We start from the raw sequence: 18,457 nt of genomic DNA, 5'->3' as shown, positions 1-18,457 counted from the left end.
TGCATTGGACGGGTGTGTAATAATTCCCCGACTCGAGGAAGCGTCCTCTTCTCTTAAGGTTGATGATCTTGCAGCACACCGACAGCGTTTGCCCGATTGAATGGCTGCGGGGTCGGCTCAGGGTGGCCTCCCGCGGTGATTGAGTCCTCCATCCCGGCGGTGCTGCGGGAGCACGCCAGTCTGCGGCCGCATGAGACGGCCTACACATTTGTTGACTACCAGCAGGACTGGGCCGGTGTTGCGGAAAGCCTGACGTGGTCGCAGCTGTATCGGCGATCGCTCAACGTCGCGCGGGAGCTCAGATCTCGCGGGTCAACGGGTGACCGCGTGGTGATATCGGCGCCCCAGGGACTCGAGTACGTCGCCGCGTTTCTCGGCGCATTGCAAGCCGGTCAGATCGCCGTGCCGCTGTCGGAACCGCTGGGCGGTGCCACCGATGAACGGGTGAGCGCGGTCCTGGCCGACGCCTCGCCCTCGGTCATTCTCACCACGTCCGCCCTCGCGGGAAGCATCGCCGACTACATCTCGGCGCAGCCCGCCGACTCCCGGGCGTCAATCGTCGAGCTTGATTTGCTGGATCTGGACGCTGAGCCCGGTCCTGTCGCCGAGCCCGAAAACCCCCCAGACATCGCGTATCTGCAATACACCTCCGGGTCGACGCGCACGCCCGCGGGAGTCGTGATCTCGCACAAGAACATTCGGGGCAATTTCGAGCAGATCATTTCCGCCTACTACGGTGGGCCCCCGCCGCCCGACGCCACCGTCGTGTCGTGGTTGCCGTTCTTTCACGACATGGGCTTGATCGTGGGCATCGTCCTGCCGGTGTTGGCGGGACTGCGCGCGGTGGTGACGAGCCCGATGTTCTTCCTGCAGCGACCGGCGCGGTGGATCCAGTTGATGGCAAGCAACACTCGCGCGTTTTCGGCGGGGCCCAACGTCGCTTTCGAGTTGGCGGCACTGAAGACGTCGGACGACGACCTGGCCGGGCTCGACCTCGGCGACGTGCGCCACATCCTCAACGGCGCGGAACGGGTACAACCGTCGACGCTGCGGCGCTTCGCTGAGCGGTTCGCCCGCTTCAACCTTCGACCCGACGCGTTACGGCCTTCGTATGGGCTGGCGGAAACAGTGGTCTTCGTGGCGACCCGCGAATCGGGCCATCCACCAGAAATCGTGAGTTTCGAATCCGAGGAACTGACCGCCGGCCACGCGAAGCGGTGCGCGGCCGGGGAAGGTATGCCGCTGGTCAGTTACGGCATGCCGCCGTCGCCGACGGTGCGCATCGTCGACCCCGAAACCAGCATCGAGTGTCCGGCGGGAGCGGTCGGCGAGATCTGGGTGCACGGCGACAACGTCGCCGACGGCTACTGGCAGAAACCCGACGAGACCGCACGCACCTTCGGCGCAACGCTTGTCAATCCGTCGGCCCGCACGCCCGAAGGGCCGTGGCTGAGGACCGGAGATTTGGGCTTCTTTTCCGACGGCGAGCTGTTCATCAAGGGCCGCATCAAGGACATTCTGATCGTCTACGGGCGCAACCACGCCCCCGACGACATCGAGGCGACCATCCAGGAAATCACGCACGGCCGCTGCGTGGCCATCGCGGTCGCCAACGGTGACGGCGCTGATCAGCTCGTCACCATCGTCGAGGTCAAGAAACGCGACGAATCCGAAGAGGCTGCGGCGCGGCGGATAGGCGCGGTGCGGCGCGATATCACCGCGGCGATCTCGAAGGTGCACGGTCTGAGCGTGGCGGATCTCGTTCTGGTGCAAGCCGGTTCGATTCCCCTCACCACCAGCGGCAAGGTCCGGCGACGGGACTGCATACAGCTGTACTCACGTGACGCGTTCACCCGCTTGGACGAGCCGATCCGCGCGCCGAAGCAGCCGAATATCGATGCCGCCGAGGCGGACTCGGGATTGGCCCAACGCCTGCGCACGCTGAGCCGGCAACAGCATGACCTGCTGGTGGCGGAGGTGTGCTCGCAGGCGGCAACGGTGTTGGGTCGCCCCAGCGCTCAACACATCGACCCCGAGCTCACGTTCCAGGAACTGGGGTTCGACTCGGTGAAGGCGACCGAGTTGCTCGACCGGCTGAAAACGGTCACCGAACTGGAACTGCCCCTCACGCTGGCCTTCGACTATCCCAGCCCCGACGAGTTGGCCACCCACCTGAGCCAGTTGCTGGGCGGGTCGTCCCCGGCCGCGGCACCGGCGGGCGCGCACGCGCGGGTGGACGAGCCCATCGCCGTGGTGGGCATGGCGTGCCGGTTCCCGGGCGGGGTGAATTCGGCTGCGGCGCTGTGGGATCTGGTGGCCGGCGGTATCGACGCGCTGGGAGAGTTCCCGGCCGACCGCGGCTGGAATCTGGCGGAGTTGTTCGATCCCGACCCCGACGCGGTCGGCAAGACCTACACGCGCGCCGGCGGCTTTGTGGCGGACGTGGCCGGCTTTGACGCCGATTTCTTCGGGATCTCGGCGCGCGAGGCCCAAACCATGGACCCGCAGCAGCGGTTGCTGCTGGAGGTGTGCTGGGAGGCGTTGGAAACCGCCCGCATTGATCCGGCCGCATTGGTGGGTTCGGCGACCGGGGTGTTCGTCGGGGCGTGGTCACAGACCTACGGCGCGGGCGGTTCGGACAGCGCGGAGGGATACGGCCTGACCGGTTCGTCCACCAGCGTGGTCTCCGGTCGCGTCGCGTATGCGTTGGGTTTGCAGGGCCCCGCCGTCACCGTCGACACGGCCTGCTCGTCGTCGCTGGTGGCCACGCATTGGGCAGCTGAATCTTTGCTCAAGGGCGAGTCGGCCCTGGCGCTGGCCGGTGGGGTGACGGTGATGACCACCCCAACGATCTTCACCGAGTTCGCCCGGCAGCGCGGGCTGGCCGCCGACGGGCGGTGTAAGGCGTTCTCCGCCAACGCCGATGGCACCGGCTGGGGTGAGGGGGCCGCGGTGCTGGTGCTGGAGCGGCTCAGCGACGCCCAGCGCAACAACCACCCGGTGCTGGCCGTGATCGCCGGCTCGGCGATCAACCAGGACGGCGCCTCCAACGGTTTGACCGCCCCCAACGGGCCCGCCCAACAACGCGTCATCACCCAGGCCGCGGCCAACGCCGGCATCGCGCTCGATCAGGTCGACGTGGTCGAGGCCCACGGCACCGGCACCACCCTGGGTGACCCGATCGAGGCGGGCGCGCTGATCGCCACCTACGGCACCGCGCGCGACGCGCAGCACCCGCTGTGGCTGGGCTCGATCAAATCCAACATCGGCCACACCCAGGCCGCCGCCGGGGTGGCCGGACTGATCAAGATGATCGAGGCGCTCAACCACGACACCTTGCCCCCGACGCTGAACGTCGATCGGCCCAGCCCGCACGTCGACTGGTCGGCCGGCACCGTGCGCCTGCTCACCGAGCCGGTGGCGTGGCCGCACACCGACCATCCCCGCACCGCGGCGGTGTCCTCGTTCGGGATCAGCGGCACCAACGCGCACGTGATCCTGCAACAGGCCCCGGCCGCCGCACCGGACGAGCGGACCGACGACAGTGCCGAGTTCGGGCTGTTGATGTGGCCGGTGTCGGCGCGCACCCCGGCGGCGCTGAGCGCGCAGGCCGACCGGCTGCACCAACACCTGGTCTCCCACCCCGACCTCGATCTGATCGACGTGGCCTACAGCCTGGCCACCACGCGGACCCATCACTCGCATCGGGCGGTGATCACCGCGCCGGCGGACAGCGCTGATCCACGCAAAGAACTGTTGGATGCCCTGGATGCGCTGCGGGCCGGCCAACCCCACCCGCAGCTGGTCAGCCACCACTACCTGACCCAGCTGGGCGGCAAGATCGTGTTCGTGCTGCCCGGCCAAGGCGGCCAGTACCCGGGCATGGGGCGCGAGCTCTACGAACACCACCCCGTCTTCGCCGACACCGTCGACGCCTGCGACGAGGCGTTGCGCCCCTTCACCGACTGGTCGGTGCGCGACGTCTTGCGCCAGGACCCGTCGGCGCCGGCGCTGGACCGCGTCGACGTGGTGCAGCCGGTGCTGTTCACCATGATGGTCTCGCTGGCCGAAGTGTTAAGGCGCTACGGCATCGTTCCCGACGCCGTCATTGGGCACTCCCAGGGCGAGATCGCCGCGGCCTACATCGCCGGGGCGCTGTCCCTGCCCGAGGCGGCCAAGGTGGTCGCGCGGCGCAGCCAAGCGCTCAGCGCTTTGGGTGGCACCGGCGGCATGGCCTCGGTGCTGCTGGCCGCCGAACAACTGCGGCCACGCCTGCAACCCTGGGGTGCGGCGTTGAGCATCGCCACGGTCAACGGCCCCTCGCACACCATCATCAGCGGCGCGCCCGCTGCGATCGAGGAGTTCAGCGCGGCCTGCGAGCGTGACGGCGTCCACGTGCGGTCGATTGCCGTCGATTACGCCTCGCACTCGGCCCAAGTCGAACCACTCCGGGAGCGCCTGCTCGACGAGCTGGCCGACCTGACCCCAATGCCCTCCAGCATCCCGCTGTATTCCACGGTGGGAGAAGCGCTTTCGGCCGATCCGCTCGACACCACCACCATGGACGCCGACTACTGGTATCGCAACCTGCGCGAGCCGGTCGGGTTCCACGACCGGGTGCTCGAGCGCCTGGCCGCCGGCGAGCACACGTTCGTCGAGCTGTCCCCGCACCCGGTGTTGGCCCCGGCGATCACCGACACCCTGGCCCAGGCCACGGGACGGACCCAGTCCGCGGTCATCACCACGCTGCACCGCGACCATTCCGACCAAGACAACCTGGCCACCGCCTTGGCCCACCTGCACAACCACGGCCACGGCCCGTCATGGTCGGCGCTGTATCCCCGCGCGCGCACCGTCGAGCTGCCCACCTACCCCTTCGAACACCGCCGCTACTGGCTGAACCCCACGTCGGTCGGCGACGCTTCCGGGCTCGGCCAGGACCGGGCGGAGCATCCGCTGCTGGGTGCGGTGGTCGACCTTGCCGACCAGGACCAGGTCGTGTTGACCGGCCGGTTGTCGACGGCCACGCAGGGCTGGTTGCGCGGCCACCGGGTCAACGACACCGTGCTGTTCCCCGCGACCGGGTTCATCGATTTGGTGTTGCAAGCCGGTGAATACACCGGCTGCCCGGTCATCGACGAACTGGTTCTCCATAGCCCCATGAGGCTGGCGGACGATGCGCCCACCGATCTGCAGCTCGCGGTGCAGTCGGCCGAGGACGGCGGGCGGCGCGCGTTCACCGTGCACTCGCGCATCGGTGGCCACTCCGGCGTGTGGACGCTGCACGCCAGCGGCGAGCTGAGCTCCCACCAGCCCACCACACCGCCGTTCCTGCCGGCACCGAGTGTCGAGGCGGTGGACCAGGACGACTTCTACGAAGCGTTGGCCCAGCGGGGTTACGGCTACAGCGGTCCGTTCCGGTCGCTGCGGGGCGTCGGCAGCGACCCGACCCAACCGGAGGTGGTTTGCGCCGAGGTGGCGTTGCCCGCCGGTACCGAAGTCGCCGGCTACGGCATCCACCCGGCCCTGCTGGACGCCGCCCTGCACGCGATGGCCTCCGTATCGGACGACTCGGCGGCGCTGCGGCTTCCCTACGCGTTCAGCGGGATCGCCCTGTATGCCACCGCGGCCACCCAGCTGCACGTCCGGCTGAGCCGCACCGCCGACGACACGTATGAGCTCCGCGCCACCGACCCCACCGGCGCCCCGGTGATCACCATCCGAACGATCACCCTGCGGGAACTGCCCGACATCGGTGGGCAACTGACCGCCGCGGTCGGACTGCGTGACAGCGTGTTCCAACTGAGCTGGCCCGCCTTGCTCGACGACACCTCGGCGGCGGCCGCCGCCCCCGAGTGGGCGGTTGTCACCGACTCACCCGACCGACTTCCCGCCGGCCTGCACAAGGGCCCGATCCACCCCGACCTGGCGGCCGTGGCACCGTGCCCGGAGTTGGTGATCTGGCTCCTGCCCGACGCCCCCGAAGCCGAAGCCGCGGCCGATCCGCTGCGGCAGGTGCACGGCCTGACCCGCGACGTGTTGGCTCAGTTGCAGGGTTGGTTGGCTCGGTCCGACGCCGCCCACAGCCAGCTGGTGGTCGTGACCCGCCATGCGGTCAGCGTGAACGCTTTTGACGGTGTGCCCGATCTGGCCCATGCCGCGGCGTGGGCGCTGATCCACACCGCCCAAAACGAGCATCCCGACCGGATCACGTTGCTCGACACCGATGAGTCCGCCGCCAGCGCGGGCAAGCTGTCGGCCGTCGCGGCGGCGCGGCCGGCCGGCGAGCCGCAGCTGGCGCTGCGCAACGGTGCCGTCCACATTCCCCGGCTGGCCCGCACCCCGATCCTGGCGCCGCCGGATGTCCCAAACTGGCAGTTGGGTACCACCCGCAAGGGTGATCTGGCCAGCCTGACGTTGCTGGCGACCGATGCGCCAGACACGCTGGCGCCTGGGCAGATTCGGGTTCAGGTGCGCGCCGCGGGGCTGAACTTCCGTGACGTGGTGGTGGCGCTGGGCGCCATCGCTGACGACGGCATGGGCAGCGAAGCCGCCGGGGTGGTCCTCGAAGCCGGGCCCGAGACGTCGGTGCGTCCCGGGGATGCGGTGATGGGGCTGTTTCCGCACAACGCGTTCGCGCCCACCGCGATCACCGACGAGGCCATGGTGGTACCCGTTCCGGCCGGCTGGTCGTTCACCCAGGCCGCCTCCGCGCCGATCGTGTATCTGACCGCCTACATCTCCCTGGTCGAGATCGCCGGGCTGTCGGCCGGGCAGCGGGTGCTCATCCACGCCGGCGCCGGCGGGGTGGGGCAGGCCGCCATCCAGATCGCCCGCCACCTCGGTGCCGAGGTGTTCGCCACCGCGCACCCCGACAAACAGCATGTGCTGCGCGGGCTGGGGGTCGACCCGACCCACATCGCGTCATCGCGCACGCTGGATTTCGTCGACACCTTCAAGGCCGCCACCGACGGGCAGGGCATGGACGTCGTGCTCAACAGCCTGGCCGGGGATTTCGTCGACGCCTCGCTGCAATTGCTGCCCCGCGGCGGCGGTTTCGTCGAAATCGGCAAGACCGACATCCGGGTGCCCGGCGACATCGCCGCGGCCCATCCCGGGGTCGACTACCGGGTCTACGACTTGTCCAGTGCCCCACCGGAATCGCTGCGGCCGGCGTGGGCGGCCCTGCTGACGCTGTTCGGCGCCGGTGCGCTGCAGCCGTTGCCCACCACCAGCTACGGCCTAATCAACGCGCCCCAAGCCTTCCGCGACATGAGCCAAGGGATGCATACCGGGAAGATCGTCCTGATCCCGCCGGCGGTGCTGGACCCCGAGGGCACCGCGCTGATCACCGGGGGCACCGGGATGCTGGGCGCGCTGTTCGCCGAGCATCTGATCACCCACCACGGCATCAAGCACCTGCTGCTGCTGTCGCGCAGCGGCCCGGCCGCCTCTGGTGCGGCGGAACTTCAGGAGCGCCTGACCCAGCTGGGCGCTCACGTCACCATCACCGCCTGCGACACCGCCAACTCCACCGACCTGAGCGCAGCGCTGGACGGTGTTCCTCCTCAGCATCCAGTGACCGCCGTCGTCCACGCCGCCGGGCTGCTGGAGGACGCCGCGGTGAGCGACATGACCGCCGACCAACTCGATGCGGTCTTGGCCGCGAAGGCCGATGCCGCCTGGCAGCTGGATCGACTGACCGCCGACCGCGACCTGGCCGCGTTCGTGTTGTTCTCCTCGGCCGCGGGCATCTTGGGTAGCCCCGGGCAGGCGAATTACGCTGCGGCCAACGCCTTCCTGGACGCGCTGGCCCGCCGCCGCCATCACACCCAACGCGCGGCCACCAGCGTCGCCTGGGGCTACTGGCAAACCCCGTCAGGGATGACCGCCCACCTCACCACTGCCGACCTGACCCGCCTGGCCCGCACCGGCCTGACCCCCATCACGAACGAGCACGGGCTGGCTCTGTTCGACGCCGCGCTCAGCAGTCAGCGGCCCAACCTGCTGGCCAGCCCCTTCAACGTCGCCGCGTTGACCCGCCAAGCACGCAACGGCGCCCTGCCCTCGATCTTGTCGACCCTTACCACCAGCCGCCCCCGCGCCAGCGCGGCCAGCGCCCGCAGCCTGCGGGCTCAGCTGGCCACCCAAACCCCCGAACAGCAACTCCACGCTCTCACCGCGATGGTCACCACCACCACCGCCACCGTGTTGGCCCACCCCGACCCGGCCGCCCTCGATCCCGACCGCCCGTTCAAAGACCTCGGCATCGACTCGCTGACCGCCCTGGAACTACGCAACACCCTCAACCAACACACCGGCCTGGCCCTGCCGGCGACCGCAGCCCTCGACCACCCCACGCCCGCCGCGCTCGCCGCCCACCTGGCAGACCTACTCACCGACACCGCCGCGCCCGCCGTCCCGGCGACTCAGGTCAGCACGAATGGCGTTGAGCCGGTGGACAACAGGCTCGCGTACGTGGATCAAGCGATATTTCTCGCGATGCGAGCCGTGCACGACACGCTGACTCAGTTCACTTGGTTATACGACCATGCCGTCGATGTCGATGCGTTGCGGCGTTTTCACCGCAATCTCGGATTGGGGTTGCTGGGACGCAAAATCGAACGGTCTCCCCTGCCGTTCGCGCGTGATCGCTGGGTCCTCGCTCCGGCGGCGGACGACATCGATATCGCCGCGACGCCGCGGCCGCGCGCCGAGGTGAACGCCTGGCTCGACGAGCGGGCGCGCCTCCCCATTGACCCCGAGTGGGGACCCGGCTGGCACCTGGGGGTGCTTCGACTCGACGATGGCGGGGCAGCGGTAAGCCTCGTGGTTTCGCACACGCTGGTCGACGGGATCGGGCTTGGCGAGGCGATAGCCGACGCCGCCGAGGGCAGGATGCGCGACTTCGGCTACCCGCCCGCGGGATCGCGCACCCGCAGGCGCGCGGTGCGTGAGGACTTGCGGCAAACCGTCAAGGAACTGCCCGAGATAGGGAAGGCCTTCGCCTCCGCGGCCGGAAAGATCTGGCCCGACCGCAAGCAATTCACCTCATCGATCAAAGCGGCACCACCTCCCCCCAGGACCGCCGACAGCGATGAGGTGGTGGCGGTGCCCGCCCTGACCGCATTCGTCGAACTGGCGGAGTGGGATGCCCGCGCGAAAAGCCTTGGCGCAAGCAGCAACTCGCTGGTGGCAGCAGTCGCGTGCAGACTCGCGGTGCGGGCGGGGCGTGTCCATGACGACGGAACGGTCACACTACGATTTCCGGTGACGCTACGGACCGAAAACGATACCCGTGGCAACGCACTCACAGTGGTCGACGTCGCAGTCGACCCAACGCGCGCGGCGACGGACCTCGCCGACATGCACGCCGACATCACGCGGGCAATCCTCGAGGCGATGAAGAACCCCGACGAGGAGTATTTGTCGACGTTCCCACTCGCGCCGCTGGTACCGAGGCGGTTGAACCGGAGGTTGGCGGCGATGGCGGCGGGCGGCGCCACCCATCCGGTTACCGTCTCCAACGTCGGTGATCTGCCCCCGGCGGTGAATCGGCCCGACGGCACCGACGCCGACTATGCGTACCTGAGAAACCTCGAGCCAGACATCAAGAAAAGCACGCTCGAGCACATAGGCGGGCAACTGTTCGTGGGTTCCGGGCGGAGCCGCGGGAAGATCTTCTTCCGAATCTCCGCGTATGTTCTCGGCCGGCAAAATACCCAGGATGAGCTGCGGGAGATGGTGTCGCGCACGTTCGCCGAATTCGATCTGATTGCAGAAATCGATTGCTGACCTTGACCTTTCGTGCGGCCGGTCCCCTGTCAAGGGCTGCGGCATGAGCCCTGAAGCAGAATTCGGTGCCGGTCGTCCGGTCGTAACCGAAGAACCACCAGCGGCTCCGCCGTCGGATCAGCCGAGTACCCGGCGCCGACTCCGGTACGCGATCGTCGGGTTGCTCGTGCTGCTCTATGTGGCGTCGTGGGTTGTTTTCGCGAGCGTTTACGAACCCAATCTGCAGTTCTTCCCGTACTACGCCGTCGATTACAGCCAAGGCTTCGCCAGGCGGGGGCTCGGCGGCGAGATTCTGAACCTGTTCCCGGCCGACCTCTACTTCGCCGGCCTGTTGGTTCTGCGCTGGTTGGTGCCAACGGTGTTCGGAGTCGGCATCGCGGCGGTGGCGTGGACGGTGGCGGTCAGATTCGGCCGCTCGGAACGGCGGTTGATGCTGGCGCTGCTCACCCCGGTGCTGCCGTTGGGCGTTGTGCACGCCCTGGTATTGCCAACGCCCGACCTTCTTGGCGCGGCGGCGCTGGCCGTGTTCGCGGTGGTGCTCGCCTCGGCGAAAAGGGATCGATCGCTGCCAGTCGCGAGCGGCATTTACGGCGTCGCGATCGCGGTGCTGACGCTGATCCACGAGGCGGTTCCCTTTCTGCTGGCGCTCGGCGCGATCCTGGCAATTGCGGTGCTGGCGCGCAGTTCCACCAAAATCCGGCGGCGCAGCGCGCTACTCGCCGTGGCTCCCGGCTTGGTCGTCGCGCTGGCGATAGCGCTGCTGCGACAGCGGGACGTGTCGTCGCAATGTGCCCGGTTGCCACACGGGGCCGTTCGCTGGGCGCCCGGCCCGGCGCCGACCGGCGAACACGCCTACGTGGACTATCACGACTGGACTTGTCGCTTTATCACCGTCACGACAAGAAAGACTCCTTTCATCGGACCCAACCAGATTGGTTGGGCCCCCTTGATCATGTCGACGGTGGCGGGAATTGTGATCCTCGCGCTGACGATGCTTGTCATCAGGGGTATTTCCGGCGCGTCCTTCGGACGATTTCGCCTAGCTGTACAGGGATGGCTTTCTTGGCTAACTCTGGCGGCACTGTTACTGCTTCCGGTTTTCGCAACCTCGGCCGATTGGACCCGATGGTGGATCGCAATCTCCTTCGACGTGGGCGTGGTTTATCTGCTCTACGCGAGCCGTCAACCTGAATCCGCCCGCTCGGCCACGAGACGCACCCGGGTCTTCTTCGCAGTCGCGATCGTCTTTTTCGCCCTGTCCCAGGTCCTCGCTGCGATCAACACGGAGCAGTCAGTGAGGGGACTTTTAACCCGATGCTCACAGCTGGAGGACGACCCGATGTGGGTGGGGATCTGCCCCTGATCGCCATCGATGTCGACCGGACCGAAGTTTCTTTATCGGGCCCGACCGATTCCCGATGCCGGAATCGACCCGGCCTGCTCGACACGTGTGTGATAATGCCTCGACTCCACGAGCTTGTCTGCATCTCAGGTAGGTGACGTTGCACCCGGCCGACAGTGTTAGCCCTACCGAAGCAGTAGCGGGTTCACGCTCGGCACAGACGAAATTTCGCCCCGATATCGAGGGGTTACGCGCCGTCGCGGTCGTGGCCGTCGTCCTCTTCCACGCGGACGTGCCGGGGCTCAGTGGCGGGTTCGTCGGCGTGGACGTGTTCTTCGTCATCTCGGGCTTTCTGATCACCGGGCTGCTCTGGCGCGAGGCGAGCACCACCGGCACCGTCCGGCTGCGCCGCTTCTACGGGGCCCGGGCCCGCCGCCTGCTGCCGGCCTCGGCCACCGTTGGCGTGATCACCATGATCGCCTCGGTATTGCTGCTGCCCCCGCTGCAGGCCCCGCTGGTCATCATGGACGGCATCGCTTGCGCGCTTTATGTCGGCAACTATTGGTTCATCCAGCAACAGGTCGACTACTTCGCCGCGTCCAGGGCGGGGTCCCCGTTCCAGCACTACTGGTCGTTGGGCGTCGAGGAGCAGTTCTATCTGGTCTGGCCGGCCATGATCATCGGAACGGCCTGGCTCATCCGGCTTGTGCGGCGGCGGACCAGGGCCGAGGCGACTTCCTCGAAACGCCCGTATCTGGTGGTCCTGGCGCTGGTCGCGGCCGTGTCGTTCGCGCTATCGCTGGCGGTCACCTATGTGGCGCCTTTCGTGGCGTTCTTTTCGCTGCCCACCCGGGCTTGGCAGTTGGCCGCCGGGGGCCTGGTGGCCCTGACCGCCGGCCGGTGGCGCCGAATGGCCCCGAGGACTGCCGCGCTGAGCGGATGGGCCGGGCTCGTCCTGATCCTGCTGGCCTGCACTCGGCTGGGCCCGGCCACGCCGTACCCGGGTCTCGCCGCGCTGTTGCCCGTGCTGGGTGCGGCGCTGGTGATCGGCGCCGGCTGCGCCGCGCCGTCGCAGGGGTGCGGCCGCGCGCTGGCAGTGCGGCCGATGCGGGCGATCGGCCGGGTGTCGTACTCGTGGTATCTGTGGCACTGGCCGGTGGTGGTACTCGCGGCGCCGTTGTTGGGCCACCCCCTCGGGCTGGTGGAAAGGTTGGCAGCGGTCCTCGTCTCCGGGGGGCTGGCGGTGCTCACCCTGCGCTTCATCGAGAACCCGCTGCGGTTCGCCGCCCCGATACGCCGCTCCGCCCTGGCCAGCCTCGCGCTCGGCGGCGCCGCCACCGTGATCGCGGTCGCCGTGGGTGTGGCGCTGCTGGCGTCGATTCCCGTGCCGGTCGGACGCGGCCCGGCGGCCGCGGCGCTGTCCATCACTTCAACGCCGCCGCCCGCCGGGTCCACCATGAACGCCTACGACGCGGCCGTGCGACAGGCGTTCGCGCAGGTGCGGGCCACCGTCACAGCATCGGCTGACCTCAAAGCCGTCCCGTCGAACCTCAATCCACCGCTCGCCGACGCGGCGGCCGAATATAAAGCGGTGTTCCAGAATGGGTGCCTGCGCAATCTATTCGAAGCCGGCCAGCCGGAGTGCGCAACCGGCGACACCGCCTCAGCGACGACGGTGGCCCTGCTCGGCGATTCGCACGCCACGATGTGGAGCCCGGCGTTCCAGCAGATCGCCGCACAGCGGCACTGGCGGCTGGAGACCCTGGGAAAGGGCGCCTGCACACCGATGGACTTGCCGATCGTCGACACCATCCGCCGCGCGGTGTCCAACGTCGTGTGCCAGCAGTGGCGCGCTCAGATCCTCGCCCGCTTGCAGGCCGAGCACCCGCGGCTGGTCGTGGTGAGCATGTACCGAGGGTATGGTTTCGGGCACAGCTACACGCCGGGCTTCACCTCCTACGACCCGATGTGGAACGACGGCCTCGGCCGCCTGGTGCAGCAGCTTCGTCGCGCCGGGGCGCAGGTGCTGGTATTGGGGCCGATCCCAATCCCGCGCGCGGCGGCGCCAATCTGCTTGTCCTCGCACCTCGATGACGCGACCGCCTGCTCGTCGCCACGATCGACGGCGGTCAACCAATCCGGCGTCGCCGCCGAGTCCGCCGCCACCCAAGCCGCCGGCGGGCAATACGCCGACCTCACCGAGCTGTTCTGCACCGCCGACCGCTGCCCGGCCATCGTCGGCAACACCCTCGTGTACTTCGACGCCAATCACATGACAGTCGAATACGCGCAAGCGTTGGCCCCGGTGATCGGGGCGCTGGCCGATCGCGCCCTCGCCCACAGTTGACATCGTCCAATCAGTCCAGCCTTGTTTGGCAGGTGTGTGATAATGCCTCGACTCGACGGACTCGTCCTCTTCCCAGGTAGGTGACTTTGCAGCCGGTTGACAGTGTTAGCCCTACCCAAGCGATACCGAGTCGAGGCTCGGAAAAAACGGGATTTCGCCCCGATATCGAGGGCCTGCGCGCCATCGCGGTGGTGGCCGTTGTCCTGTTTCACGCGGACATACCCATTGTGCGGGGCGGATTCGTCGGTGTGGACGTCTTCTTCGTCATCTCGGGCTTCTTGATCACCGGGCTGCTCTGGCGGGAGGCAAGCACGTCCGGCACCGTCCGGCTGGCCCGCTTTTACGGGGCGCGGGCCCGCCGACTGCTGCCGGCGTCCGCCACGGTCGGCGTCGTGATCATGCTTGGGTCGGCTGCCTTATTACCCGCGTTGCAGTCCCGGCCCATCATCGGCGACGGCATCGCCAGCGCGTTGTACGTCAGCAACTACCGGTTCGTGCTCCAAGGTGTCGAATACCTCGCCACCAACCTGCCGCCATCGCCATTCGAGCACTACTGGTCATTGGGCGTCGAGGAGCAGTTCTACCTGGTGTGGCCGGCCCTGATCATTGGTACTGCCTGGCTGATCCGGCTTACGCGACGGCGGACCAGGGCCGAGGCGACCTCCTCGAAACGCCCGTATCTACTGGTCCTGGCCTTGGTCGCGACGGTGTCGTTTGCGCTGTCGCTGGTGGTCACCCGCCTGGCGCCTCCGGTGGCGTTCTTTTCGCTGCCCACTCGGGCCTGGGAGCTGGCGGTCGGCGGCCTGGTGGCCCTCACCGCAGGCCAATGGCGTCGTCTCCCGCCGCTGTCTGCCGCGATCGCCGGATGGGCGGGTCTGGCATTAATCCTGCTGGCGTGCACCCGGTTGGACCGCAGCACGCCCTATCCGGGGACCGCCGCACTGTTGCCCGTGCTGGGCGCGGCGCTGGTGATCGGTGCGGGCTGCGCCGCGCCGGCTCACGGGGTTGGCCGTATGTTGGCGGTGCGGCCGATGCGCGGGGTCGGCCGGGTGTCCTACTCGTGGTACCTGTGGCACTGGCCGGTGCTGCTGGTGGCGATGTCTACGGCGGCATGGTCGAAACACCCACTGTGGCTGGCAATTGTAATGATCTTGTTTTCCCTCGGGCTGGCCGCGCTCACCCTGCGTTTTATCGAGAATCCGCTGCGATTCGCCGATCCCGTACGCCGATCGGCCACCCGCAGTCTCGTGGTTGGCGGTGCCGCCACCGCGATAGCGGTCTGTGTCGGTGTGGCGCTGCTGGTCGTGGTGCCCACCCCGGTCGGCCGGGGCCCGGCGGCGCCGACGCTGACCATCGCTGCGGCGCCTCCCCCCGCAGGCTCCGACGTCGCCGCATACGACAATGCGAGCAGGCAGGCGTTCGCGCAGGTGCAGGCCGCGGTCGCGGCATCGGACGACATCAAAGCCGTCCCTTCGAACCTAACCCCCCCGCTGGCCGACGCGATGAACATACCCCTGGGCTCCAAAGACTGCTTACGAGATATTCTCCAAATCGATCATCCCCAGTGCGCGACGGGCGATACCGCCTCGTCGACGACGGTGGCGCTCATCGGCGATTCGAATGCCGCGATGTGGGAACCGGCATTTGGGAGGGTCGCCGCGCAGCGACACTTCCGGCTCGAAACCCTGACCAAGGGCTACTGCCCATGGCTAGATCTGCCCTTCGTCAGCGCCCTCTTTCACCGGGAGTACACCGAGTGCGAGCAGTGGCGCAAGCAGATCCTTACCCGGTTACAGGCCGAGCACCCACGGCTGGTCGTGCTTGACATGATGCGGCGGTATCGGGAGTCGGGCATCACGTCGTACGACCCGGCGTGGATCGCCAGCGTTACCCGCCAAGTGCAGCAGCTGCGCGGCATTGGTGCGGAGGTCCTGGTGCTCGGGGCAATCCCGGACCCGCACTCGGTGGTGCCCATTTGCCTGTCGCTCCACCTCGATGACGCGACCGCCTGCTCGCCATCCACGTCGAAGGCGGTGAACAAACTCGGCATCGCGGCCGAGTCCGCCGCGACCCAAGCCGGCGGTGGACAATACGCCGACCTCACCGAACTGTTCTGCACCGCCGACCGCTGCCCTGTCATCGTCGGCAACACCCTGGTATACCGCGATCAGATGCACATAACGTTCGAATACAGCCGGCTGTTGGCGCCGGTCATCGGCGCGCTGGTTGACCGCGCGCTCGCCAGTAGTTGACATGGTCCGCGGCGTCTGCTGGGCACGTTCTTTCACCGTCCGCGGCGATTGGGAAACCTGTATCCCCGACCACGCCGACTCGACATCCTGTCGGGTAACCCCCGGACCTATCGTCGCGGCGAAATTCCGCGACGGCGACGTATGAGCCGCCAATTGCGACATCGAGCCGGCGATGAAGGCACTCGACTGACGCCTCAATGGGCGCTCGAGGACGGTCTGCATACGCTGCCTGAGTGGAGCAGCTAGCAACCTGATCCACCCGTCAAGCCGATCGATCACATCCCCTAATGACAGCTGTGCCTCAGTGGAACCGCTCACCCCGCACGCCTAAGCGGCCGCACGCGACATCAATCTATGCAGCCGGTCTGAACAATGCCTCTGTGCCGGGCCACTCGCTGCCCAATTCGTACACCGGGATTTTCCTTGAGCGCCGCCGATCGTGGAATCGGCCCACCCTATTTGTCAGGTGTGTGATAATGCCTCGACTCTAAGGACTCGTCCTCTTCCAAGGTAGGTGACCTTGCACTCAGCCGACAGCGTTAGTCCTACCGAAGCAGTGCCTGGTCGATCCTCGGCAGAAACGGGATTTCGCGCAGATATCGAGGGCCTGCGCGCTGTTGCGGTGGTGGCCGTTGTCCTCTTTCATGCCGACATACCCGGGGTAGGTGGCGGATTCGTCGGCGTGGACGTTTTCTTCGTCATCTCGGGCTTCCTGATCACCGGGCTGCTCTGGCGCGAGGCGAGCGTCTCCGGCACCGTTCGACTGGCCCGCTTCTACGGGGCGCGGGCCCGCCGCCTGCTGCCGGCGTCCGCCACGGTCGGGGTGATGATCATGCTTGGCGCAGCTGTCATGTCATCGCCGTTGCAGTCCCGGCACGTCATCGGTGACGGCATCGCCAGCTCGTTGTACGTCAGCAACTACCGGTTCATGCTCCAAGGCATCGACTATCTCGCCAACAACCAGCGGCCGTCGCCATTCCAGCACTATTGGTCGTTGGGCGTCGAGGAGCAGTTCTACCTGGTGTGGCCGGCCATGATCATCGCGACGGCCTGGCTGATCCGACGGGCAGGGCGGCGCACCCGGACCCATGCCAGCGAGTCGGCGACGCCGTATTTGATGGTCCTGGCGCTCGTCGCAGCGGTGTCGTTTGCGCTGTCGCTGGTGGCTACTCGCCTGGCCCCTCCGGTGGCGTTCTTCTCGCTGCCCACCCGGGCCTGGGAGCTGGCCGTCGGCGGCCTGGTCGCCCTGACCGCAGGCCAATGGCGTCGACTCCCGCCACTGATCGCTGCGATTGCCGGATGGGCAGGGCTAGTTGTCATCCTGTTCGCCTGCACGCATTTGGGTCCGGCCACGCCCTATCCGGGTACCGCCGCGCTGTTGCCCGTACTGGGTGCGGGGCTGGTGATCGGTGCGGGCTGCGCCGCCCCTGCGCAGGGATGCGGCCGCGCGCTGGCAGTGCGGCCGATGCGGGCGATCGGGCGGGTGTCCTACTCGTGGTACCTATGGCACTGGCCGGTGCTGCTCGTGGCGCCTGCCTCAGCGACCGGCCCTTCCCTAGGGCGCGCGCTGACAGCGGTCCTATTTTCCCTAGGACTGGCTGCGCTCACCCTGCGCTTCATCGAGAACCCGCTACGATTCGCCGATCCCGTGCGCCGGTCGGCCACCCGCAGTCTTGCGCTCGGCGGTACAGCCACCGCGGTAGCGGTCTGTGTCGGCTTGGTCCTGCTGGTCCTGATGCCTACTCCGGTCGGCCGTGGCCCCGCGGCTACGGCACTGACCGTTAAGGCAACGCGTCCCCCCGCGGGCTCCGACAAGGACGCGTATGACGCAGCGGTGCGACAAGCGGTCGCGCAGGTGCAGGCCGCGGTCGCGGCCTCGACCGACCTCAAACTCGTACCCTCGAACCTGAACCCGCCGCTTACCGACGCGGCGGCCCAGCTGAAGGCCCTTTCTCTCGGCGGGTGCCTGCGCAATTTCGTCGAGCGCGGGCAGCCAGAGTGTGCGACGGGCGATACCGCATCGTCGATGACAGTGGCCCTGATCGGCGATTCGAATGCCGCGATGTGGGAACAGGCATTTGAGGAGGTCGCCGCGCAGCGGCACTGGCGGCTCGAGACCCTGGCCAAGGGCTTATGCCCATTTATGGATTTGCCCGTCTTTAATCCTGTCCTTCGCCGGGAGTACACCGAGTGCGAGCAGTGGCGCAAGCAGGTCCTTACCCGGTTACAGGCCGAGCACCCGCGGCTAGTCGTGCTCGACATGATGCGGGCGTACGGCGCCCGCTACGGTCTGGCGTCAGGTTTCACGGCCTACGATCCGGAATGGATCGCCAGCCTGACCCGCCAGGTGCAACAGCTGCGCGGTATGGGCGCCCAGGTACTGGTGCTTGGTCCGATACCGGATCCCCAGTCAGTGGTGCCGGACTGCGTGTCCGTTCACCTCAGTGACGCGAGCGCCTGCTCGCCGCCCCAGTCAAAGGCAGTGAACCAACCCGGTATCGCGGCCGAAACCGCCGCCAGCAAAGCCGGCGGCGGACAATACGCCGACCTCACCGAGCTGTTCTGCACCGCCGATCGCTGCCCGGTCATCGTCGGAAACACCTTGGCGTACGCCGACGAACGTCACGTGACGCTCGTTTACTCTCGCCTGCTGGCGCCGGTGATCGGGGCGCTGGCTGACCGCGCACTCGCCAACGGTTGACATGGTGCACGGTGTTGTGA

5 protein-coding genes are annotated in these 18,457 nt (G+C 67.8%); all 5 read left to right on the top strand.

Annotated elements, in window-relative coordinates:
• Positions 1-135: 135 nt before the first annotated feature.
• The 5 genes from BN4348_RS37875 (at position 136) to BN4348_RS37855 (ending at position 18,437) form a co-directional block, all read left to right on the top strand.
• The gene (locus BN4348_RS37875; RefSeq protein WP_066911004.1) at positions 136-9,795 is read left to right on the top strand and encodes a type I polyketide synthase; all 9,660 of its coding nucleotides are present in this window, start codon (positions 136-138) and stop codon (positions 9,793-9,795) included.
• Between the two features lie 160 nt (positions 9,796-9,955).
• Positions 9,956-11,158: a hypothetical protein gene (locus BN4348_RS37870; protein ID WP_066910999.1), complete on the top strand. Its 1,203-nt coding sequence runs from the start codon at positions 9,956-9,958 to the stop codon at positions 11,156-11,158.
• A gap of 133 nt (positions 11,159-11,291) precedes the next feature.
• Positions 11,292-13,484, top strand: coding sequence for an acyltransferase family protein (locus tag BN4348_RS37865; RefSeq protein ID WP_066910996.1), 2,193 nt, complete (start codon positions 11,292-11,294; stop codon positions 13,482-13,484).
• Positions 13,485-13,570: 86 nt separating this feature from the next.
• Positions 13,571-15,736, top strand: a complete 2,166-nt coding sequence (locus tag BN4348_RS37860) for an acyltransferase family protein (protein ID WP_276003581.1) — start codon at positions 13,571-13,573, stop codon at positions 15,734-15,736.
• A 514-nt stretch (positions 15,737-16,250) separates the two neighbouring features.
• Positions 16,251-18,437 (top strand): acyltransferase family protein, encoded by a 2,187-nt coding sequence (locus tag BN4348_RS37855; protein ID WP_066910990.1) that lies wholly within the window; start codon positions 16,251-16,253, stop codon positions 18,435-18,437.
• Positions 18,438-18,457 lie beyond the last annotated feature (20 nt).

It is taken from the genome of Mycobacterium interjectum (genome assembly GCF_900078675.2).
Classification (GTDB): Bacteria; Actinomycetota; Actinomycetes; order Mycobacteriales; family Mycobacteriaceae; genus Mycobacterium; species Mycobacterium interjectum.
Note: the sequence above shows the minus strand (reverse complement) of the source record. Positions and strands in the feature narration are given on the sequence as shown.